Source organism: Pseudomonas sp. AC532 (assembly GCF_979258965.1).
The window spans coordinates 1,239,983-1,259,709 of sequence record NZ_OZ409888.1 but is presented as its reverse complement, the minus strand read 5'-3'; the positions used below and the strand labels follow the sequence as shown (position 1 = coordinate 1,259,709).

Genomic DNA, 19,727 nt, shown 5'->3' with positions numbered 1-19,727 from the left:
ATGCCCCTGATCGGATGCATTGCCGATGACTTCACCGGCGCCACCGACCTCGCCAGCATGTTCGTGCGTGGTGGCGCGCGCACCGTACAGACTATCGGCGTGCCGCAGCGCCCGTTGGAGCTTGGCGAGGCCGAGGTGCTGGTGGTCGCATTGAAATCACGCAACCTGCCGCCTGAGGAGGCGGTAAAGCAGTCGCTGCAGGCTCTCCAATGGCTGCAGGCGCAGGGCTGCCGGCAGTTCTACTTCAAGTACTGCTCGACCTTCGACTCCACTGCCGAAGGCAATATCGGCCCGGTCAGCGATGCGCTACTGAGCGCCCTGGGCAGCGATTTCACCGTCGCCTGCCCGGCATTCCCGGAAAACCGCCGCAGTGTGTTCAACGGTTACCTGTTCGCCAACGACGTGCTGCTCAACGAGAGCGGCATGCAGGATCATCCGCTCACGCCAATGGGGGACGCCAACCTGATGCGCGTGCTGCAACCGCAGACCCGTCAGCGCGTCGGCCTGATCGACTACCGCACCCTGCGCGCCGGCGTCGAAGCGACCCGCCAGCGGATCGCCGAGCTGCGCGGCGAGTCCGTCGGTATCGCCATCAGCGACGCCACCGATAACGACGACTTGACCGTTCTGGGCGCCGCCTGCGCGCAGTTGCCCCTGGTAACCGCAGGCTCCGGCCTAGCCCTCGGCCTGGCCCAGGATTGGAAGGCCCGGGGCCTGCTCGGCGCGGGTAGCGAAGCCGGCAAACTGGACCCAGGCTGGGGGCGCCAGGCGATCCTCAGTGGCAGCTGCTCGCGGGCCACGTTGGCGCAGGTGGAGCAGGCGGCAGCGGTGTACCCGGCGTTTCGCCTCGAGGCCGGCGAGCTGATGGCCCGTGGCGGCGAGTTGGTCGCCGAGGCGCTGGCCTGGTCTGACGAGCAGCAGGGGCCGGTGCTGATCTACGCCAGTAGCCCGCCCGAGGAAGTACGCCGCGTGCAGCAGCAGTTCGGCACCCAGCAGGTGGGGGAGCGCGTCGAGGCTGCGCTGGCCGCCATCGCCCGAGCATTGGTGGACGAGCAGGGCGTCGGGCAACTGCTGGTCGCCGGCGGAGAAACCTCGGGCGCGGTGGTGAACGCCCTGGATATCGGAGGGCTGCGCATCGGCCCGAGCATCGACCCGGGAGTGCCCTGGACGCAAACCCTGGGGCGTGCCGGCAAACCCTTGGCGTTGGCGCTCAAGTCCGGCAATTTCGGCAACACCGACTTCATGGTCAAGGCCTGGGGGAAACTGGCATGAGCAAAGAGAGCCTGTTGCGCGAAGAAATCGTCGAGATCGGTCGCTCCCTCTACGGGCGTGGCTTGAGCCCCGGCTCGTCGGGCAACATCAGCGTGCGCCTCGACGATGGCTGGCTGCTGACGCCCACCAATGCCTGCCTCGGCCGGCTGGACCCGGCCGACATCGCCAAGCTCGACTGGCAGGGCAATCACCTGGCCGGCAAACCGGCCTCCAAGGAAGCCTTCCTGCACCGCGCGGTGTACGAGGGGCGAGACGATTCGGGCGCCATCGTGCACCTGCACTGCACCCATTCGGCGGCGGTGTCCTGTCTCGATTGCTTGGATGCGAGTTCCTGCCTGCCGCCGCTGACGCCGTATTTCGTCATGCGTGTGGGGCGCCTGCCGCTGATTCCCTACCACCGCCCGGGTGACCCGCAGCTGGGTGAGGCGATTCGTGGCCTGGTTGGAAAGCACAGCTCGGTGCTGCTGGCCAATCATGGGCCCGTGGTGTCGGGCAAGAACCTGGAGGCGGCGACCTACGCCATCGAAGAACTCGAGGAGACTGCCAAGCTGTACCTGCTGCTGCGCCAGCAGCCGACGCGGCCTCTAGACGATGAACAAATTGACGAGCTGCGCCAGACCTTCGGCGCCCAATGGTGACCACAATGCCACGATTCGCTGCCAACCTGAGCATGATGTTCGCTGACGCGCCCTTCATCGAGCGCTTCGGCCGCGCCGCTGCCGCCGGCTTCAAGGGCGTGGAGTACCTGTTTCCCTACGATTACCCGGCCGCCGAGCTGGCTGAGCGATTGGCCGAAAATGGCTTGAGCCAGGTGCTGTTCAACCTGCCGCCGGGCGACTTCGCCGCTGGCGAACGGGGCATCGCCGCCTTGCCGGGGCGTGAGGCGCAGTTCCGCGAAAGCGTCGACCAGGCCATCGAATACGCCCAGGCCCTGGGCTGCCCTCGGCTGCACGCCATGGCCGGGCTGATCGAGGACGAGGCGTTGCGCCCGCGGATGCGCGAGGTGTACCTGGAGAACCTGCGCTACGCGGCCCGGCGCCTTGCCGAACAGGGCCTGACCCTGCTGATCGAGCCGATCAACACCCGCTCCATTCCCGGCTACTTCATCAACCGGCAGGCCGAGGGGCATGCCGTCCTCGCCGAGTTGGGCGAGCCCAACCTCAAGGTGCAGATGGATTTCTTCCATGCGCAGATCATGGAGGGCGACCTGGCCGCCTGCTTCAAGCGGTTCCAGGCGGGGGTGGGGCACATCCAGATCGCCGGGGTGCCGGATCGTCATGAGCCGGACCTTGGTGAAGTGAACTACGCCTATCTGTTCGCGCTGCTCGACGAGCTGGGTTACGACGGCTGGATCGGCTGCGAATACAACCCGCGTGGGCTTACCGAGGATGGCTTGGGTTGGTTGGCGAATTGGCGCTGAGGGGGCGTGAGCTGACTGAGCCTGCCGCAGGCTCTACCTGGTGACGCCATTGCCGCGAGCTGTCAGGCACAGCCGATCATGCTCTCGATTTTTCGCGCGCATGGCGCGCTCCCACAATTTTAAACCTGCTCCAGGTTGCGAGTCCGATACAGGTTTCTACAATCTGTGGGAGCGGGCGGCGACGCCTAGTCCATGCCCGCGAGATTTGCGTCTTCCCGCGTAGGTGAAGCTCTCAGGCGCTCTGCCTTTCAACAATACGGAAACCGGTGTCGATGCGCACCTTCACCGGCTCTTCATGGGGATGGCCGAGGCGCTGCAAGAGCGCGCGGGCGGCCTGGATGCCGATTTCCGCGCCATTGATGCAGACCGTGGACAGAGAGGGATGCAGGTGGGCCGCCGTACTCAGGTCGCCGAAGCCCATCACCGCGAGGTCATCGGGCACACGGATGCCCAATTCGGTGGCTTGTTCGAGAATGCCGTGGGCCAGGGTGTCCGAGCTGCACACCACCACATCCGGGCGTTCGCCGCCGGCGAGCAGGCGCTGCAGTCCCTCGCGGCCAAGGTTCACCGTGGCGGGCGGTGGTAGCACCACGCGGGGTACGACGGCGATGCCCTGGCTGGCGAGCTCGGTGGTCAGGCTGTCGCAGCGCCGCAACCCGCGCGGGTCATCCAGGGTCACCACGGCGAAGCGCCGATAACCTTTGCCCGTCAGGTAGCGTGCAATGGCCACACCGACCGCCTCGTGGGAAAACCCCACCAGCATGTCCAGCGGCCTGGGCGCCAGGTCCCAGGATTCGACGATGGGAATCCCCGAGCGCGACAGGCGCGTGCGGCTGGCCTTGGTGTGCAGCGTGCCGGTGAGCACGATGCCATCGGGCCGTCGCCGCACAATCGCATCGAGTAACTGCTCCTCGCGTTCGGCGCTGTAGTTGGTCAGGCCCAGCAGGGTTTCGTGGCCGGCTTCGGTGAGGGTGTCGATCAGCGCCTGCACGGTGTCCGAGAAGATCGAATTGGCGATGGTCGGTACCAGCAGGGAAATCAGCCGGCTGCGCTGCTCGGCCACACCGGTGAGCATCGCCGGTACGTAGCCGGTCTTGTGCACCGCGCGAAAGACCTTCTCGCGCAGTTCCGGGCGGACGATCTCCGGTTGATTGAGGGTGCGTGAAACGGTGATCGGTGACACCCCGGCGACCTTGGCCACGTCGGCCAGAGTGGGTGCCTTGGCAGGGTTGGCAGCTCGGCGTTGGACGGACGGCGGATGATCTGCTTCACGCATTGCGGGGTCTCTGGCTGCGTTGATCTGACCGGTCGATGGTAGCCCAAGCGTCGTTCGGTGTGCGTGCTGGTGAGTGCAAGCGGCCACTTGTCCAGGGCCATGAACTTACCGTGAACGGTTTTTTCGGTATCTACGACAGGCACCTGAAAACCCCTCGTTCTGGAGATGACCATGCGTGCATTGACCTATCACGGCAGCCACGACGTTCGCGTCGACAACGTACCCGACCCGGTGATCCAGGAGCCGGACGACATCATCCTGCGCGTTACCGCCACCGCCATCTGCGGCTCCGATCTGCACCTGTACCGCGGCAAGATTCCCCAGGTGAAGCATGGCGATGTGTTCGGCCATGAATTCATGGGCATCGTCGAGGAGGTCGGCAGTGCGGTAACGGCAGTGCGCAAGGGCGATCGAGTGATCGTGCCGTTCGTGATCGCCTGTGGCAGCTGCTTCTTCTGCGACATGAACCTGCACGCGGCCTGCGAAACCACCAACAACGGGCGTGGCGCGATCCTCAACAAGAAGCAGATACCTTCCGGCGCGGCGCTGTTCGGCTACAGCCACCTGTACGGCGGTATGCCGGGCGGCCAGGCGGAGCTGGTACGTGTGCCCAAAGCCAACGCCGGGCCGTTCAAGATCCCCGATGAGCTCGACGACGAGCGCGTGCTGTTTCTCACCGATATCCTGCCGACCGGCTATCAGGCGGTGCTCAATGGCGGCGTGCGCGAGGGCAGCAGTGTGGCGATCTACGGCGCCGGCCCGGTCGGCCTGATGGCGGCGGCATGCGCGCGCATGCTCGGCGCAAAGCAGATCTTCATGGTCGACAACTCGCCGTACCGCCTGGAGTACGCGCGTGTGACCTATGGTGCGATTCCCTTCAACTTCGATAAGGTCGATGACCCGGCCGAGGCAATCATCGAGCAGACCGAAGGCCATCGTGGTGTGGATTGCACCATCGACGCGGTGGGTTTCGAAGCCAAAGGCAGCGCCACGGAAACCCTGCTTACCCAGCTCAAGCTCGAAGGCAGCAGCGGCAAGGCCCTGCGTCAATGCATCGCTGCCGTACGGCGTGGCGGTACGGTCAGTGTGCCCGGTGTATACGCAGGGTTCATTCATGGCTTCCTGTTCGGCGATGCCTTCGACAAGGGGCTCACGTTCAAGATGGGCCAGACCCACGTTCACGGCCTGCTGCCCGACCTGCTGGAGCGCATCCAGAGTGGCGTGCTGCAGCCGGAAATCATCATCAGCCACCGCATGAACCTGTCGGACGCCGCCGAGGGCTATCGGCTGTTCGACAAGCAGGATGACGCGTGCCGCAAAGTGATTCTGCGTCCCTGAGGTAGCGTACGTGCTGCGCCGAGGCCGGCTCTTTTGCCGGCCTTTTCATTGTGCAAGCGAAACAGGGTTGCCCGGTTAACTGCTGCGGGCCTGAGTTTAATTAACCGTGCGCCGTTTCGCTTGATTGTAAGTAATGTAAGTTCTGATATCACGTTGAAATTATATAAGTTGGATAGTTGTATTTTGATGGCATGCAGAATGCGCTGCGTTACAACTTGCATCTTGCAGTTTGCAATAACGAATGCCGTGCGAAGTTTCGCAAGAGCCCGGCTGGCGGGCTTTTCCGCCTTTTTATGAATTGGCATGCGCTGTGCAATAACAGGTGACGTTAACCCGTTATTTCATCTAGGGAGTTTTTCCGATGACTGCTGTTGCCCTCGACGTACTTGCCGCTGCACTTCCCCATCATGAAATCACCCTGACGCCACGCCCGGACGGCAAGTTTCTGCTGACGGTCATCAAAGACGGTTCTACCAAGTTCATCCGCGCCATCGATCACCGTGCGGTAACCGACGAGGCAGAGTTGCGGGCGCTGGCGCACGAGTTCGAGCGTGACGAGAAACTGGTCAGCGGAGAAATCTCCTGGAAGGGTGCAGGCGCGCGTTGGGTTCGCCGCAAGCTGCCAACCTTCACCGGCGCGCCGGTCAGCCCAACTGCCGCGAAGATGATGTGGACGCGTCGCAGCCTGGATTGCCGTCAGCGGCCGTCGGCCTGATCGAGTGACATTCGCGCATATCGCCATACGCCTTCGGGCTGGAGCGCATCCGGTCCTTCTGAAACCCAGTGGAGAGCATCATGGCTCGTAAAACCATCGAAGACCTGTTCATTCACGAATTATCAGACGTTTACAGCGCTGAAAAGCAAGGCGCCAAGGCATTGCCGCGCCTGGCGCGCGCTGCGACCAATCCGCTGCTGGTCGAGGCATTCCAGGCTCATCTGGAAGAATCCCATGGGCAGATCGAGCGCATCGACCAGTTCGTGGAACTGGCCGGGCTCAAGCTCAAGCGCATGAAGTGCGTGGCCATGGAAGGGTTGGTCGAGGAAGCCAAGGAAGTGCTCGATGAAATCGACAAGGGCCCGGTTCTCGATGCCGCGCTTATCGCGGCAGCGCAAAAGGTCGAACACTATGAAATAGCCAGCTACGGCACGCTGGTCGCAATGGCTCAGCAGTTGGGGTTGAAAAAGGATGCCGTCGCTTTGCTTCAGCAAACGCTCGCCGAAGAAAAAGCCAGCGATGAGAAGTTGAGCAGAATTGCACTGGAAGGCGGTAATCAGGAAGCGGCTAAAAAAGCCTGATGGAACAGTGGTCGATGTAATCGCGGCCAGCCTTATTTGATTGTCATCACTACATCTGGCGCAGCGTTATCCAAACCGACAGCCATGTTACGGGGGCTGTCGGTGAATACCGGCTCGCCTGAGTCGTGATGGCCCAACCGACCATTCGTCTCACTGTTCGAACGCACGACTGGTCTGTTCATTCCCAACAAGGGACATGATCATTGATTCAGGAGAATCGACATGGCAACTGAAAACGAAAACCTGTTGAGCTGGTTGCGTGATGCTCACGCCATGGAACAACAGGCCGAGCAGATGTTGAAGGCCCAGGCCGCGCGCCTGGAGCATTATCCCAAATTGAAAACCCGAATCGAGCAGCATATCGAGGAGACTCAGGGGCAACGCGAACTGCTGGAAGGCTGCCTGCAGCGCCTGGGTGAAAAGCCTTCGATGCTCAAGGACATCGCCGGCAAGCTGACCGCCTTCGGGCAAGCCGTCGGTGGTTCGATGATGAGCGATGAGGTCATCAAGGGAGCGATGAGCGGCTACGTATTCGAGAACCTGGAAATTGCCTCCTATACCGTGTTGATCGCTGCGGCCAAGGCCACTGGTGACCGTGAGACCCAGCGCGTGTGTGAAACCATCCTGCCGCAGGAAGTGGCCATGGCGGAGTGGATCAAGAATCACCTGCCCGAGCTGACCGAGGCATTTCTGGCCCGTTCCGAGGCGCCGGACACCCAGGCGAAACGCTGACTCTGCCTGCGGCATCGGCCCGGCGGGTTCGCTGCGCACCTGGTGCGAGCCCCGCCGGGCCCGTTCGAGCATCGCCGTGCGGCGCTGCTGCCCGCGCTCCAGTGTCGCCCGCTGAATTCAGCGTGGCCGACGTTCAATTCTGTATTTTTCATGCGGTAACCCTACGTGTCGATCATCACCTCTCCAAACCCACCGCCTGCCACAGATACTGTCGAGGTGTCGGACTCGCTGATGTTCGGCACGCCAAAGGAGCGACTGGATTTCTATCGGCGGGAGATCCAGTACGAGACCAATCTGCTGGCCGACCGTACCAACGCCTATCTCTCGGCGCAGTCGTTTTTGGTCATCGCCTACGCCTCCTCGATGGCAAACGCCAACCCTGGCTGGGGTGATCTGTTCACCCTGGTGGTGCCCGCCCTTTTATCGCTGCTCGGCATCGTCAGTTCGCTGAATGCCTGGCCGGGTATCAGAGCCTCCGCGGTGATCATCGGCCACTGGCATTTCAAGCAGGAACAGTTGTTGCGAAGCGAGCCGAGGTTCGGTCATGCCTATGACGAGTCACCCTTGTTCAGCGAGCATGAGTCGAGTAAGGAGCGTTACATCAAATCCCTGCGGTTCTCGCTGCGCTCTCCGTGGCTCTTCACCTTTTTCTGGGCCGGGCTCGGCCTGTTCTCGGTGTGGCTGCAACTGTCCTCGACCACCAAGCTGTAGCACTGCACCCGACCTTTGCCGTTCGATTCCCTGCACCCGCGCAGCGAGGCGTGGTCTGAGGCTGGAGAAAAGTGCGCGGGCCGGCCGCGTGCTGAAGCCCAGGGGAGGGCAACAAACGTGAAGCGTATCTGGATAGCCAGCGCTGCAACCGTCCTGCTGTTGCTTGCGGCGTTGCCGCTGTCGTACCGGTTGTGGCCGGCGCCTGTGCCCGTTGCCGCCGCGGTCGGCTCCGGCTTCGATGCGCGCGCGTTGTCCGGCTTGCAGGATCAGCACGGGCAGTTGTTTACCGAGCAGGCATTCGCCGGCCAGTGGCTGCTAGTGTTCTTCGGCTTTACGCGTTGCGCCGATATCTGCCCGACCACCCTGGTGCACATGGCCCGGGTGCTCGACGGGCTCGGCGAGCAGGCCGCACGGGTGCAACCGCTGTTCATCAGCCTCGACCCGGAGCGCGATACGCCGCAGGTCATGGCGGCCTACACGGCATTCTTCGACACGCGCATCAGCGGCCTGACTGGCAGCCCCGAGCAGATTCGCCAGGTGGCCGATGCCTATGGGGTGTATGTCGAGAAGGTGCCGATCGGCGACACCTATCTGCTGGATCACACCGGTTCGATCTACCTGGTGGCACCTGGCGGCAAGCTGGCAGAGCTGTTTTCCCTGCAGGCGCCGGTCGAGTCGATGGTTCAGGGCATCGCCCGCGCCATGAGCGCGCCTTGATGACGGCCGAGGTGCCGCGGCGTCGACCACGCAACTGGCCACTGATAGTGGGCTTTCTGGTCCTGGCCGCCTGCTGGCTGGGCCCCCTGCCAGCGATGAGCCGCACGGCGTTTTCTGCCCACATGCTGCTTCACCTCGGCGTGGTAGCCCTCGCGACGCCACTGCTGGCCATCGGGCTGGCGCGATCCGGGCTGCGGTTGGACCGGCTGCGCCATCTCGGCGCCTGGACGTTTCTGGTGTTCTGCGCCGAGATGCTGGTGGTCTGGGGCTGGCATGCTCCGCTGTTGCACGAGGCCGCGGCGCTCAATGTCTGGGCCTTCGTCGTCCAGCAGGCCAGCTTTCTCGCCGTGGGCCTCGGCGTCTGGTTGCTGGGTTTCGCCAACCGCTCCAGGCGCGGGCTGGTCGCCGCGATGTTCGGCTTCTTCCTGACCTTCGTGCACATGACCATGCTGGGGGTGATTCTGATCATGGCACCCAAGCTGATCTATCCCGCCGAGCTATGCCTGGGCGCGTTCGGCTTCGAGCAGCTGGAGGATCAGCGCTTCGGCGGCATTCTGATGGCCGCCTGGAGTGGCGTTGTCTATCTGGGCGGCGCCGTGGCGCTGGGCGCGCGTTTGCTGGCGACGACGGGCGAGGGCAGGGGGCAGCAGAGCGGTTGAGGGTACCAGCACCGCCAGCAATCGCCTGGCGGTGGTCACTGGTGCTGTCGGTTACAGCTTGAAGTTGCCCACCAGGTCATCGAGCTGCTTGGACAGGCTCTGCAAGTTGCTGCTGGCGTCGGTCAACTGGTCGGCGATCAGCGTGGTTTCCTGGGTGAACTGGTTGATCTGCTCGACGTTGCGGTTGATCTCCTCGACCACGCAGGACTGTTCTTCGGTGGCGGTGGCGACCTGGATGTTCTGGTCGCTGATCTGGCCGATGTGGCCGTTGATCTGTGCCAGCGCTTCGGCGGCCTTGCCGGCATATTCGACCACTCGTTCGCTCTGCTGACGACCCTTGGCCATGGCTTCCACGGCAGAGCGCGACTCGGCCTGCAAACGGTCGATGACCTTCTGGATTTCTTCGGTGGAGGCGCCGGAGCGGCTGGCCAGCGTGCGCACTTCATCGGCCACCACGGCGAAGCCACGGCCTTGCTCGCCCGCGCGAGCCGCTTCGATGGCGGCATTGAGGGCCAGCAGGTTGGTCTGTTCGGAAATGCTGCGGATGGTGCCCAGGGTCGAACTGATGGCGTCGATCTGCCCAGCCAGCGCGCCTACCACCTTGGCCGCCTGTTCCAGCTCGCCGCTCAGCGAATCGATCTGGCGGTTGGCCTGGTCCACTACCTCACGCCCGCCATTGGCGTGCTCGGTCGCTTCGCGCGCCACCCGTGCGGCGTTTTCGGCGTTGCCGGCGATCTCGTTGACCGTCGAGCCCAGCTCGTGAATGGCGGTGGCCACCTGCACCGTGCGATCGCTCTGCGCGGTGCAGTTGCTTTGCGTCAATTGCGCGCGCTCGGCCACTTCGCGAGCCATGTTGGCGAGTTGGCGCGAATTGCCGGCCAGTTGCAGCATGATGCCGTGGATTTTCTCCAGGAAGCGGTTGAAGCTGTGGGCGATGTCACTCAGCTCGTCGCTGCCACTGAGCTCGATGCGCGCGTTCAGAGCCAGGTTGTCGGCAGCGTTGCCCAGGCTGCTCTGCAGAGTGGACACGCGACGGCGCAGGTTGGTCACGATCAGCCAGGAGGCGATGAACGACACCAGCAGGCCAAGCACGATGATCACCAACTGGCGCGTGCGCCCCTGCTGGTAATTATCGGTGCTGCGCTGGTTCTGCTGCTCGGCCTGTTGCAGCAGGGTATCGAGCAGTTCATTGGCGCCCTGGCGCATCACTCCGTAGCTTTTCGCGTACTGGTCACGGTAGATCTGCTGAGCCCGGGCCATGTCGCCGCCATCGAGGGCCTGCAGCATCGGCGTGAGCTCACCGCTGACCATCGTCTCGAATTGATCGAGCAGGCGTTGTGCCTGGGCCCGACGCTCTGGATTGACCTGCGCCTCGACTGCGTTGCGCATCGCCTCGCGCATGCCGGGAATGTCCTCGTTGAGGGCCTCCTGCACGCGTGTCTTGACCCCCCGTTCGTCGCGCAGAGCGGTGTCCTGCAGCAGCATCATGTCGATGCCGACCCGCATGCGCGGGATCCGCGAAGCCGCCTCGGCCATGGCGCGCATCGGCGCGGAAGTATTGAGGTAGAGCGCGCTGGCCTCCCTCTGCATGTTGGACATGCTGGTAAGGCTGGTCACGGCGACCAGAATCAGGGCGATGCAAGGAATCGCCACTGCGATGATCAGGCGGGTCTTGAGGGTCAGCGTATCGAGGCGCATGGGTGCAGTCCATGTCATTGGAGTGGCGCCAGTATACGGGCGCCATTGATTTCACGCTGCCATCTCTCGTCGGGTACCCGATGTTTTTCCTGCCTCATGACGCCTTTATATAAGGGCGACGGCAACCTGACTGGCCGGCCGCCGAGAACCGGCTCCCGGCAAGCCACCCATGCTGTCATTTTGGCTTCACTTGGTACTTCTGCGCCATGATGCTTTGCTCTTATGATGCGAGGCTGAAAAACTATCTCCAACTATCGCGAACCACACCTGTCACTTTCTCACGCCGGTCGGTTCGGGAACGGCACGTATTTGTTTAGGAGTTATGGCATATGGCTGCACTGCAGATCGGCACCGTCGAAGCGATCAAGAACAATCAGGCGCAACTGCTGGGCGAGTGGGTCGCCGCGCTCGAAGCCAGCGGCTCGACCCGCAATCTGAAAGAGCAGGACCTGCAGCAGCAGACCTCCGAGTTTCTGCATCTCACCATTGCCGGGCTGGAAAGCGGCAACGGCACCAACATCTCGGCCACCAGCTGGGAGGCGGTCCGCCAGTTCCTGGAGCGTCTGTCGTCCAGCCGTGCTCTGCTCGGTCACGATTCGCATCAGACCGCCAGTTTCATCTTTGCCCTCAAGGGGCCGCTGTTCAAGTTGCTGCAACGTCAATACAGCGCGCAGCCCGACGTACTGGCACAACAGCTGTTGGACGTTTCCGAGTTGCTCGACAACCTCGGCATGCACACCATTCGCACCTTCCAGAAATCCCGCGAGTCGGTGATCAAGCGGCAGCAGGAAGAGCTGCTCGAGCTGTCCACCCCGGTGGTCAAACTGTGGGACGGCGTGCTGGCATTGCCGATGATCGGCACGCTGGATTCACAGCGCACACAGGTCGTGATGGAGTCGCTGCTGCAGCGCATCGTCGATACCGGTTCGGAAATCGCCATCATCGACATCACCGGCGTGCCGACCGTCGACACCCTGGTCGCCCAGCACTTGTTGAAGACCGTGACCGCCATTCGCCTGATGGGCGCCGACTGCATCATCAGCGGTGTGCGTCCGCAGATCGCGCAGACCATCGTGCACCTGGGGCTCGATCTGCAGGGCGTGGTGACCAAGGCCAACCTGGCCGATGCCCTCAAGCTGGCCTTGAGCCGTCTGGGCGTCACCCTCAGCAAAGCGGATTGATGCCATGGAACGCATTCCGATTTTACGGATGGGCGAATTCCTGCTGGTGACCATTCAGGTCGATATGCATGACCAGCTTGCCATGACGCTGCAGGACGACCTGTCCGATCTGATCAGCAAGACCTCGGCGCGCGGCGTGCTGATCGATATTTCCGCCCTGGACATGGTCGACTCGTTCATCGGCCGGATGATCGGCACCATCTCCGGGCTGTCGCGGATCATGGACGCCGAGACCATGCTGGTCGGCATGCAGCCGGCCGTGGCGATTACCCTGGTGGAGCTGGGCATGACGCTGCCAGGCGTCAGCACGGCGCTGAACGTCGACCGCGGTATGAAACTGCTGCGTGAGCGAGTAGCCCGGCGATGATCGTACGCAGCAGCGGCACTCAGCCGATCAACATCGAGCAGGACGTGGTACTGGCGCGCCAGACCGCGCGCAAACTGGCCACCGAGTGCGGCATGCGGTTGATCGACTTGACCAAGCTGGTGACCGCGGTGAGCGAGCTGGCGCGCAACACCATGGTCTATGGCGGCGGTGGCGACATGGACTGGCAGGTGCTCGAAGACAGCGCACGGGTCGGCCTGCGCCTGACCTTCCGCGACGAAGGCCCTGGCATTCCCGATCTGAAGCTGGCAATGACCGACGGCTGGACATCCGGCAACGGACTGGGCCTTGGATTGACCGGCGCCAAGCGCCTGGTCGACGAATTCGAACTGGATACCGCACCCGACAAGGGCACACGAATCACGATCACTCGATGGACATGACTATCCGCGGCAGCCTGACTCAAGTGCTGCCCATCGACGACACCAGCCAGGTCGGCCACGCCCGGCGCACCGCGCAGAAACTCGCCGAACAGCAGGGTTTCGACGAGCGCGATAGCGGTCGGGTCGCCCTGGTGACCACCGAACTGGCGAGCAATCTGCTCAAGCATGCGGGGCGCGGCGAGTTGCACCTGCGCGTGGTGCCGCGCCCGGCCGGTAGCGGTATCGAAGTGCTTGCGGTAGACCGTGGCAGCGGCTTCGACCTGAACGCCTGCCTGGCCGATGGCTATTCCACGGGCGGCACGCAAGGCATCGGCCTGGGCGCCATCGCCCGTCAGGCCCAGGTGTTCGACGCCTATGCCGACGCGCGCGGCGCCGTGCTGCTGGCGCGTTTCTACCCGCGAACGGACCTGCAGCCAGACTGGCGCTTCGGCGTCAGCCAGCACTCGCTGCACGATGACCCGGCGTGCGGCGATGCCTGGTGCCTGGCGGCGAACGACGGTGGTCTCAGCGCGCTGGTGATCGATGGCCTGGGTCACGGCGAGGAGGCCGAGCACGCGGCGCTGGCCGGCGCAGACGCGTTCGCCCTGGCGCCCTTCAGCGATCCGCTGATGCTGCTCGAAGACCTGCACCGCGCGATGAGCGGCAGCCGTGGCGGTGCCGCCGCCATCGCTCAGGTGAGCCACGACACTGGCAGCTTGCGTTTCGTCGGTGTAGGTAACATCAGCGCCAGCCTCGTGACTGCGGAAAAGTCGCGTGGCCTCGCCTCGCATCCGGGCATCGTCGGCGGCCAATACCGCAAGGCGCAGCCGTTTGACTACGATCAGACTCAGGGCCAGTTGTTGATTCTGCACAGTGACGGCTTGCAGTCGCGCTGGAGCCTGAAGGATTACCCCGGCCTGGTGCACTGCCATCCTGCCGTGATCGCCACCGTGCTGCACCGTGACTTCTGCCGCGGCCGTGACGATGTCACGGTCATGGTCATCGCTTTGGAGGCCGCTCATGGCTGAGCCCGTGAACCTGACCCATGAACAGCAGGCTGCGCTTATCGCCCGGCTGCAAGGCGAAACCGATGCGCTGCGTGCCGAGCTCGATGAAACCAACCAGGGCGTGCTGGCGCTGTATGCCGAGCTTGATACCCAGGCCGAGGAACTGCGCGAAGCGTCGGACCTGAAGAGCCGCTTCCTGTCCTACATGAGCCACGAGTTCCGCACGCCGCTGGGCTCGATCCTGAGCATCACCAGCCTGTTGACCGATGAGCTCGACGGCCCGCTGAGCCCCGAGCAGCATCGTCAGGTGGCGTTCGTCAGCACCGCGGCGCGCGAGCTCAGCGACATGGTCGACGACCTGCTCGACCTGGCCAAGATCGAGGCTGGGCGGATCAGCATTTCGCCCGCCTGGTTCGATATGTTCGACCTGTTTTCGGCGCTGCGTGGCATGTTCCGGCCGATCGTCGATGCCAGCGCGGTGGACCTGATCTTCGAGGAGCCGGTGGGCTTGCCACGGCTGTTCACCGATGACAAGAAGCTCGCGCAGATCCTGCGCAACTTCATCGCCAACTCGCTGAAATTCACCACCCGCGGTGAAGTGCGCGTGTCCGCGCGGCTGGAGGGCACCGACCGGGTGCGTTTCGCGGTCAGCGATACCGGCATCGGCATCGCCGCCGAGCTGCATGGCGCGTTGTTCGAGGATTTCTCACAGGTCGACTCGCCGCTGCAGAAGCGCCTGCGCGGCACCGGCCTGGGGCTCTCGCTGTGCAAGCGTTTCGCTGCACTGCTGGGTGGCGAAGTGGGCATGGAAAGCGAGCCCGGTGTCGGCTCGGTATTTTTCGTGATCATCCCCCTCGCGATCGCCGCGGAGCCGTCCGATGAAGTCTGACATCCGCTTGCTGATCGTCGATGACAACACCGCCACCCGCTATGCGCTGCGCAGGCGCCTGGAGCGTCACGGCTACACGGTGCTGGAGGCGGGCACCGGCACCGATGGCCTGGCGCTGATCGGCAGCGAGTCGCTCGATGCGCTGATTCTCGACGTCAACCTGCCGGACATGAGCGGTTTCGATATCGTGCGCATCCTGCGTGCCGACCCGCTTACGGCGCTGTTGCCGGTGATTCACGTCTCCGCGGCGTCGATCCAGACGGGCGACATCATCACCGGCCTGAACGCCGGTGCCGATGCCTATCTGGTGCACCCGGTCGATCCCGATGTGTTGCTGGCGACCCTGCGCACCCTGCTGCGTGTGCGTGATACCGAGAGCGCCCTGCGCGAAAGTGAAGCGCGTTTTCGCGAAATCTTCGCCAACGTCTCCGCGCCAATTGGCGTACTCGATTCGAGCCTCACCGTGCACGAGTGCAACCACGCCTTCGCGCAGCTGATTCAGGACAACCGCGGCACCCAGACACTGCACGAGTGCTTTGCCAGCGACCAGGCCGTGTTGCTCGATGAGCTGCGCCTGCGGCTCAAGGCAGGCGAGCGCTGGAAGGGCTCGCTGAGCATGCGCGTGCAGGGCGAAACCCGGGAAACCGAGTGGCAGGTCTCGCCGTATCGTATGCCCGAGCTGAGCCTGGTGTTCGTCGAGGATGTCACCGAGCACCGCCGCCGCGAGCGTCAGCACCTGGCCCAGCTGGACGACGCCACCAGCCGGCTGGCTCAGGAGGTCGCCGAGCGCGCCCGTACCGAAGCGCAGCTGCTGCAGGGCCAGAAGATGGAGGCCCTGGGCAACCTCACCGGCGGCATCGCCCACGATTTCAACAACATGCTCACCGGCATCATCACCAGCCTGGAACTGATCCAGAAGCGCGTGGCCGATGGCCGCATGGACCGTGTGCAGCTGTACGCCGATGCGGCGCTGAACTCGGCCATGAGCGCCGCGGCGCTCACGCACCGCCTGCTGGCCTTCGCCCGCAAGCAGCCGCTGGACAACCGCGCCGTGGACGTCAACGAGCGGATACGTTCCCTCGAGGACATGCTGGTTCGTACCATTGGTGAGCAGATCACCCTGACCCTCGAACTGGCTGGCAAGCCGGCCGTCGCGCTGGTCGACCCCAGCCAGTTGGAGAGCGCCGTACTCAACCTGGTGATCAACGCCCGCGATGCGCTGCCCCACGGCGGCAACATCTGGGTGAATACGTATACCGCCCACTCCAGTGGCGATCCGAACCTGGCCAATGGCACCTACATCGCGCTGTCGGTGCGCGACGACGGCAGCGGTATCGACCACGCCTTGATCGACAAGGTGTTCGATCCGTTCTTCACCACCAAGCCGGTCGGCCAGGGCACCGGCCTGGGACTGTCGACCATCTACGGCTTCGCTCGCCAGTCGGGCGGCAACGCGAGCATTCGCAGCGCGACTCGGCGCGGTACCGAGGTCACCATCATGCTGCCGGCCAGCAGTGAACCGGTGGTGCTTTACGCGGCGGCCGAACAGGGCGATTTCCAGGGCGCCGGTGAGCAGGTGCTGATCGTCGAAGACGTCGCCTCGGTGCGCGCCTTCGTGACCGAGGTGCTGGAAGAGGCCGGTTATCGCTGCACCCCGGTCGAGGACATCGAAAGCGCGCTCGCGCACCTGCAAAGCGATGCGGTGATCGACCTGCTGCTGACCGATGTCGGCCTGCCACGCATGAACGGGCGCGAACTGGCTGGTGCTGCGCGCACGTTGCGCGCCGATCTGCCGGTCCTGTTCATGACCGGCTACGCAGAGAACGCCATCAACCGCCAGGTGTTCCTCGACAGCGGCATGGAACTGCTGACCAAACCGTTCAAGATGAACGAGCTGCTCGAGAAGGTCCGCCGCTGCCTGCCCGAGCACTGATCCGGCGCCATCGCCCACCGTGGCCGTCCTGGGGATCTCGGTAGGCGGCTGCGTTCAGATCCAACAGCACACTTCGCCACCTGCACCCTGCGCTGAAAGCCGGTGGCCGCGGCCGCTGATGTCGAATGGCTCGCAGAGCGCCCCGGTGGACACGATGTCGCCGGCGCGCAGGGTTTCGCCGCGCTCGGCGGCGTGGGCGTAGAGCGCCGCGAGGGATGCGAGAGGATCGGTGGCGGCGTCGCCACGAAGCACAGCGGCCTTGCCCTGGCCATCCAGCTGCACGACGGTGTCGCGCGCCAGATGCTGCAGCAGGTGCAGGTCCAGCCCGTCGCAGAATGGCGCGCTGACGACCAGCGCTTCGAAGCCCACGTTGTCCGCGGTGAAACTTGGCCAGCCGACGCGCTTGCGGTCGACGAAACGCGAGCGCACCACCTCGAAGGTCAGGCAGGTATGGAGGATGTCCTCGGCTTGCACGGAGCGGTTTGGCTGTGGCTCGATATCGCGCGCCAGCACGAAGGCGATCTCGCATTCGATGGTCAGCGGCGCCTCGGCAGGCAGCTGCAGCATCGCGCCGCTGGCGTGGCAGCGTGCCGCGTCCAGTTGGCCGATCAGTGGCCGCGACAGCTGAGCGGCGCGCAGGGCTGCCGGGCTGCCGACGCCGAGCTTCCAGCCAGCCCGTCTGCCGCCGGCTGCCTTGAACAGGCAGTCCTGAACGTCATAGCCTTGCTGCAGGGTCGTTGGGCGCAGTTGGGCAGGAAGGCTGTCCAGCAAACTGGCGTTGCGCCACGCGTGCAGCAGCAGCGCGGCGCTGGCCGCAGGGTCGAAAGGTATCGGTGGCATGCTGGGCTCCGGCAGGTCGAGACATCAGTGAGGGCGTGCGCAGGCAGCATCAGGCCCGGCAGCCGCGGCGCGAAAGGTCACGCCCAGCAACTGCTCGTACACTTTGATCATGGCGCCTTTGTCCTGGCCGCCGTGGCCTTGCAGCAGGGCGGTCTGGTAGATGGCCGTGGCGGCCGACAGCAGCGGTAGGGGAATGCTCAGGTCGGCGCTCAGGCGCGCTGCGCTGGTCAGGTCCTTGTAGGCGTGCTGGAGGGGATAAGCGCTGTCGAACCGGCCGGCCAATATGTGTGGCAGGAAGTAGCGAGATGCGTGGCTGCTGCCGGTGCCGCTGTTGACCACGGCACTGACCTTCTCGGCATCCAGACCGAGCTTGACCGCCAACGGCATGATCTCCGCCAGCGCCGCGCAGTTGATATCGTAGAGGAGCTGATTGATCAGCTTGGTCAGCTGGCCGCTGCCAACGTCACCCATGTGCCGGATGGTGGTCGCCATGCTCCGCAGGTAGGGCTGCACCTCGGCGAAGAGCGCGTCGCTGGCGCCGCACATGACGGTCAGCGTGCCGTCTGCCGCACGTGATGGCATGCCCGATACCGGGGCGTCCATGAAGCGAATCCCGCTTGCCGCCAGTTGCCCGGCTATCTCCAGGGTCTGCAGGTAGTCGACGGTGCTGGTGTCGAGCACCGTGCTGCCGGGCTGCATCCACTGGGCGAGGCCGTCTGTGCCGAACAACAGGTCGCGAATCGTCCGCGCATCCGGCAGCGACAGCACGATCAGCTCGCAGCCGGCGAGCAACCGACGATCATCTGTGGCGTGGGCGCCCAACCGCGTCAGCTCGGCATAGGCGCGGCCACTGGCGGAGCTGACCAGCAGGCCGGGGTGATCGTGCAACAGGTTGATGGCCATCGGCCGCCCCATCTGTCCCAGGCCGATAAAGGCGATACGCATACAGGCACTCCAAGCAGGTGAGAGCGGCCATGCTAGGACGTGGGGCTATTTAACTAAAATATATTGTTATGATTCCTTGAATCACAAATTGTTATGAGGCTGCCGTGAATCTGAAGGCATTGAAGTGTTGCCTGGAAATCGCCCGGATGGGCAGCTTCACCCAGGCCGCGCGGGCCATGCATATCGCACAACCCGCTTTGAGCATGGCAGTGACGCGCCTCGAGGATGAGCTGGGGGTGGTGCTGTTCAACCGTGCCGGCCGGCAGGTTACCGTGACTGCCGAAGGCCAGGTGTTCCTGGCCCGTGTTGACAGGGCGCTGCTGGAGCTGGACCTGGCACGGCAGGAACTGAGTGACATGGCTGATCTGCAGCGTGGCGAAATACGCCTCGGGGTGCCGCCCATGTTCGGCATCAATTACATGCCTGAGCTGCTCAGTGCCTTTCGCCAGGCGCATCCCGGCGTGGTGATGAGCGTATTCGAGGGCAGTGCCGACGAAATCGGCCGGTTGCTTGAAGAGCGCCGGATCGACCTTGCCCTGCTCGAGTCGCGCCGCGTGGCGAGCGCATGCGAGTCGGTACTGCTGGGCACCGATGAAATGGTGCTGTGCATGCACCCCGGGCATGCGCTGGCCGGCGAGCCCTGCCTGGAGGCGGCGCGCCTGCAGGATGCCGAGATGGTGGTGTTCGACCAGAGCTTCCTGCAGCGCCACCTGCTCGACGCCTTCTGCGCCGCTGGCGGGGTGAGCTACCGCATTGCTCTGCAGAGCAATTTCGTGTCCCTGGTCACCCGCGCCACGCGCGACGGGCTGGGCATTTCCACCTTGCTACGTTCGGTGCAGCAGCGCGAGCCGGGGATCGTCGGCGTCCCGTTCGAACCGGCGCAAGCCATGAGCTTCCGATTGTGCTGGCGTGCCAATGAGTACCAGTCATTGGCCAACCGGCGCTTCGTCGAATTCGCCCGGCAAGTCGAATTTTTCACGCCCCCCACGGGCTGATGGCCTGCTCGCCCCATGCGGGCGTTTCAGCATGCTGGCGAGGGCGCAAATACCCGGTTGCGGCAGTAGCA

At 64.1% G+C, this 19,727-nt stretch carries 21 protein-coding genes and 1 pseudogene; 17 read left to right on the top strand and 5 right to left on the bottom strand.

What is annotated here, in order from left to right; translation table 11 throughout:
• From otnK to otnI, 3 genes are read left to right on the top strand one after another with little or no spacing between them, the layout of a single operon-like run.
• On the top strand, positions 1-1,272 hold the full coding sequence (otnK, locus tag ACZ0AV_RS06050; protein ID WP_499150204.1) for a 3-oxo-tetronate kinase: 1,272 nt from the start codon (positions 1-3) through the stop codon (positions 1,270-1,272).
• Positions 1,269-1,910, top strand: coding sequence for a 3-oxo-tetronate 4-phosphate decarboxylase (gene otnC, locus ACZ0AV_RS06045; RefSeq protein ID WP_350008642.1), 642 nt, complete (start codon positions 1,269-1,271; stop codon positions 1,908-1,910). Before otnK ends, otnC begins: the two co-directional genes overlap by 4 nt.
• 5 nt (positions 1,911-1,915) lie before the next feature.
• Positions 1,916-2,692, top strand: coding sequence for a 2-oxo-tetronate isomerase (gene otnI / locus ACZ0AV_RS06040; RefSeq protein WP_499150203.1), 777 nt, complete (start codon positions 1,916-1,918; stop codon positions 2,690-2,692).
• 232 nt (positions 2,693-2,924) lie between these two features.
• Here otnI and ACZ0AV_RS06035 read toward each other — a convergent pair whose 3' ends face one another.
• Entirely contained in the window at positions 2,925-3,968 is a 1,044-nt protein-coding gene (locus tag ACZ0AV_RS06035; protein ID WP_499150202.1) for a LacI family DNA-binding transcriptional regulator, read from the bottom strand.
• Positions 3,969-4,139: 171 nt separating this feature from the next.
• On the opposite strand from ACZ0AV_RS06035, the gene ACZ0AV_RS06030 reads away from it, so the two are divergent.
• The 7 genes from ACZ0AV_RS06030 to ACZ0AV_RS06000 all read left to right on the top strand — a co-directional run bounded on the left by ACZ0AV_RS06030 (position 4,140) and on the right by ACZ0AV_RS06000 (position 9,421).
• Positions 4,140-5,306, top strand: coding sequence for a zinc-dependent alcohol dehydrogenase (locus ACZ0AV_RS06030; protein ID WP_499150201.1), 1,167 nt, complete (start codon positions 4,140-4,142; stop codon positions 5,304-5,306).
• Between the two features lie 361 nt (positions 5,307-5,667).
• Positions 5,668-6,021 (top strand): hypothetical protein, encoded by a 354-nt coding sequence (locus ACZ0AV_RS06025; protein ID WP_499150200.1) that lies wholly within the window; start codon positions 5,668-5,670, stop codon positions 6,019-6,021.
• An 80-nt stretch (positions 6,022-6,101) separates the two neighbouring features.
• Positions 6,102-6,602: a YciE/YciF ferroxidase family protein gene (locus tag ACZ0AV_RS06020; RefSeq protein ID WP_499150199.1), complete on the top strand. Its 501-nt coding sequence runs from the start codon at positions 6,102-6,104 to the stop codon at positions 6,600-6,602.
• Between the two features lie 222 nt (positions 6,603-6,824).
• A complete protein-coding gene (locus tag ACZ0AV_RS06015; RefSeq protein WP_499150198.1) occupies positions 6,825-7,334 on the top strand; it encodes a ferritin-like domain-containing protein in 510 nt (169 codons plus the stop codon).
• A 231-nt stretch (positions 7,335-7,565) separates the two neighbouring features.
• The gene (locus ACZ0AV_RS06010; RefSeq protein WP_499153305.1) at positions 7,566-8,045 is read left to right on the top strand and encodes a RipA family octameric membrane protein; all 480 of its coding nucleotides are present in this window, start codon (positions 7,566-7,568) and stop codon (positions 8,043-8,045) included.
• 117 nt (positions 8,046-8,162) lie between these two features.
• Positions 8,163-8,762 (top strand): SCO family protein, encoded by a 600-nt coding sequence (locus ACZ0AV_RS06005; protein ID WP_499150197.1) that lies wholly within the window; start codon positions 8,163-8,165, stop codon positions 8,760-8,762.
• Positions 8,762-9,421, top strand: coding sequence for a cytochrome c oxidase assembly protein (locus ACZ0AV_RS06000; RefSeq protein ID WP_499150196.1), 660 nt, complete (start codon positions 8,762-8,764; stop codon positions 9,419-9,421). The genes ACZ0AV_RS06005 and ACZ0AV_RS06000 overlap by 1 nt, the downstream gene beginning before the upstream one ends.
• Before the next feature lie 51 nt (positions 9,422-9,472).
• Here ACZ0AV_RS06000 and ACZ0AV_RS05995 read toward each other — a convergent pair whose 3' ends face one another.
• Together ACZ0AV_RS05995 and ACZ0AV_RS05990 are read right to left on the bottom strand one after the other, a co-directional pair.
• Positions 9,473-10,273 (bottom strand): methyl-accepting chemotaxis protein, encoded by an 801-nt coding sequence (locus tag ACZ0AV_RS05995; protein WP_499153304.1) that lies wholly within the window; start codon positions 10,271-10,273, stop codon positions 9,473-9,475.
• Between the two features lie 57 nt (positions 10,274-10,330).
• Positions 10,331-11,119: pseudogene (locus ACZ0AV_RS05990) on the bottom strand (MCP four helix bundle domain-containing protein); the annotation flags it as partial.
• Positions 11,120-11,448: 329 nt separating this feature from the next.
• Between ACZ0AV_RS05990 and ACZ0AV_RS05985 the strand changes: the two are divergent.
• From ACZ0AV_RS05985 to ACZ0AV_RS05960, 6 genes are read left to right on the top strand one after another with little or no spacing between them, the layout of a single operon-like run.
• A complete protein-coding gene (locus ACZ0AV_RS05985; protein ID WP_499150195.1) occupies positions 11,449-12,300 on the top strand; it encodes an STAS domain-containing protein in 852 nt (283 codons plus the stop codon).
• A gap of 4 nt (positions 12,301-12,304) precedes the next feature.
• A complete protein-coding gene (locus ACZ0AV_RS05980; RefSeq protein ID WP_499150194.1) occupies positions 12,305-12,667 on the top strand; it encodes an STAS domain-containing protein in 363 nt (120 codons plus the stop codon).
• A complete protein-coding gene (locus ACZ0AV_RS05975; RefSeq protein WP_499150193.1) occupies positions 12,664-13,068 on the top strand; it encodes an anti-sigma regulatory factor in 405 nt (134 codons plus the stop codon). The genes ACZ0AV_RS05980 and ACZ0AV_RS05975 overlap by 4 nt, the downstream gene beginning before the upstream one ends.
• The gene (locus ACZ0AV_RS05970) at positions 13,065-14,075 is read left to right on the top strand and encodes an ATP-binding protein (protein ID WP_499153303.1); all 1,011 of its coding nucleotides are present in this window, start codon (positions 13,065-13,067) and stop codon (positions 14,073-14,075) included. Before ACZ0AV_RS05975 ends, ACZ0AV_RS05970 begins: the two co-directional genes overlap by 4 nt.
• The gene (locus tag ACZ0AV_RS05965) at positions 14,068-14,943 is read left to right on the top strand and encodes a sensor histidine kinase (protein WP_499150192.1); all 876 of its coding nucleotides are present in this window, start codon (positions 14,068-14,070) and stop codon (positions 14,941-14,943) included. Before ACZ0AV_RS05970 ends, ACZ0AV_RS05965 begins: the two co-directional genes overlap by 8 nt.
• A complete protein-coding gene (locus ACZ0AV_RS05960; protein WP_499150191.1) occupies positions 14,933-16,876 on the top strand; it encodes a PAS domain-containing hybrid sensor histidine kinase/response regulator in 1,944 nt (647 codons plus the stop codon). The genes ACZ0AV_RS05965 and ACZ0AV_RS05960 overlap by 11 nt, the downstream gene beginning before the upstream one ends.
• Before the next feature lie 54 nt (positions 16,877-16,930).
• Here the strand turns inward: ACZ0AV_RS05960 and ACZ0AV_RS05955 are convergent, their stop codons facing one another.
• Positions 16,931-17,716, bottom strand: coding sequence for a 2-keto-4-pentenoate hydratase (locus tag ACZ0AV_RS05955; protein WP_499150190.1), 786 nt, complete (start codon positions 17,714-17,716; stop codon positions 16,931-16,933).
• Between the two features lie 24 nt (positions 17,717-17,740).
• On the bottom strand, positions 17,741-18,661 hold the full coding sequence (locus ACZ0AV_RS05950) for an NAD(P)-dependent oxidoreductase (protein WP_499150189.1): 921 nt from the start codon (positions 18,659-18,661) through the stop codon (positions 17,741-17,743).
• A 104-nt stretch (positions 18,662-18,765) separates the two neighbouring features.
• On the opposite strand from ACZ0AV_RS05950, the gene ACZ0AV_RS05945 reads away from it, so the two are divergent.
• A complete protein-coding gene (locus ACZ0AV_RS05945) occupies positions 18,766-19,656 on the top strand; it encodes a LysR family transcriptional regulator (protein WP_499150188.1) in 891 nt (296 codons plus the stop codon).
• Positions 19,657-19,727 lie beyond the last annotated feature (71 nt).

Coding starts and splice junctions, on each gene's coding strand:
- ACZ0AV_RS06020 (WP_499150199.1), top strand. CDS start 6,102: ATGGCTCGTAAAACCATCGAAGACCTGTTCATTCACGAATTATCAGAC.
- ACZ0AV_RS05955 (WP_499150190.1), bottom strand. CDS start 17,716: ATGCCACCGATACCTTTCGACCCTGCGGCCAGCGCCGCGCTGCTGCTG.
- ACZ0AV_RS05980 (WP_499150194.1), top strand. CDS start 12,305: ATGGAACGCATTCCGATTTTACGGATGGGCGAATTCCTGCTGGTGACC.
- otnC (WP_350008642.1), top strand. CDS start 1,269: ATGAGCAAAGAGAGCCTGTTGCGCGAAGAAATCGTCGAGATCGGTCGC.
- ACZ0AV_RS05975 (WP_499150193.1), top strand. CDS start 12,664: ATGATCGTACGCAGCAGCGGCACTCAGCCGATCAACATCGAGCAGGAC.
- ACZ0AV_RS05995 (WP_499153304.1), bottom strand. CDS start 10,273: ATGGCTCGCGAAGTGGCCGAGCGCGCGCAATTGACGCAAAGCAACTGC.
- ACZ0AV_RS06035 (WP_499150202.1), bottom strand. CDS start 3,968: ATGCGTGAAGCAGATCATCCGCCGTCCGTCCAACGCCGAGCTGCCAAC.
- ACZ0AV_RS05970 (WP_499153303.1), top strand. CDS start 13,065: ATGACTATCCGCGGCAGCCTGACTCAAGTGCTGCCCATCGACGACACC.
- ACZ0AV_RS06000 (WP_499150196.1), top strand. CDS start 8,762: ATGACGGCCGAGGTGCCGCGGCGTCGACCACGCAACTGGCCACTGATA.
- ACZ0AV_RS05985 (WP_499150195.1), top strand. CDS start 11,449: ATGGCTGCACTGCAGATCGGCACCGTCGAAGCGATCAAGAACAATCAG.
- otnI (WP_499150203.1), top strand. CDS start 1,916: ATGCCACGATTCGCTGCCAACCTGAGCATGATGTTCGCTGACGCGCCC.
- ACZ0AV_RS06030 (WP_499150201.1), top strand. CDS start 4,140: ATGCGTGCATTGACCTATCACGGCAGCCACGACGTTCGCGTCGACAAC.
- ACZ0AV_RS05950 (WP_499150189.1), bottom strand. CDS start 18,661: ATGCGTATCGCCTTTATCGGCCTGGGACAGATGGGGCGGCCGATGGCC.
- ACZ0AV_RS05965 (WP_499150192.1), top strand. CDS start 14,068: ATGGCTGAGCCCGTGAACCTGACCCATGAACAGCAGGCTGCGCTTATC.
- ACZ0AV_RS06010 (WP_499153305.1), top strand. CDS start 7,566: ATGTTCGGCACGCCAAAGGAGCGACTGGATTTCTATCGGCGGGAGATC.
- otnK (WP_499150204.1), top strand. CDS start 1: ATGCCCCTGATCGGATGCATTGCCGATGACTTCACCGGCGCCACCGAC.
- ACZ0AV_RS05960 (WP_499150191.1), top strand. CDS start 14,933: ATGAAGTCTGACATCCGCTTGCTGATCGTCGATGACAACACCGCCACC.
- ACZ0AV_RS06025 (WP_499150200.1), top strand. CDS start 5,668: ATGACTGCTGTTGCCCTCGACGTACTTGCCGCTGCACTTCCCCATCAT.
- ACZ0AV_RS06015 (WP_499150198.1), top strand. CDS start 6,825: ATGGCAACTGAAAACGAAAACCTGTTGAGCTGGTTGCGTGATGCTCAC.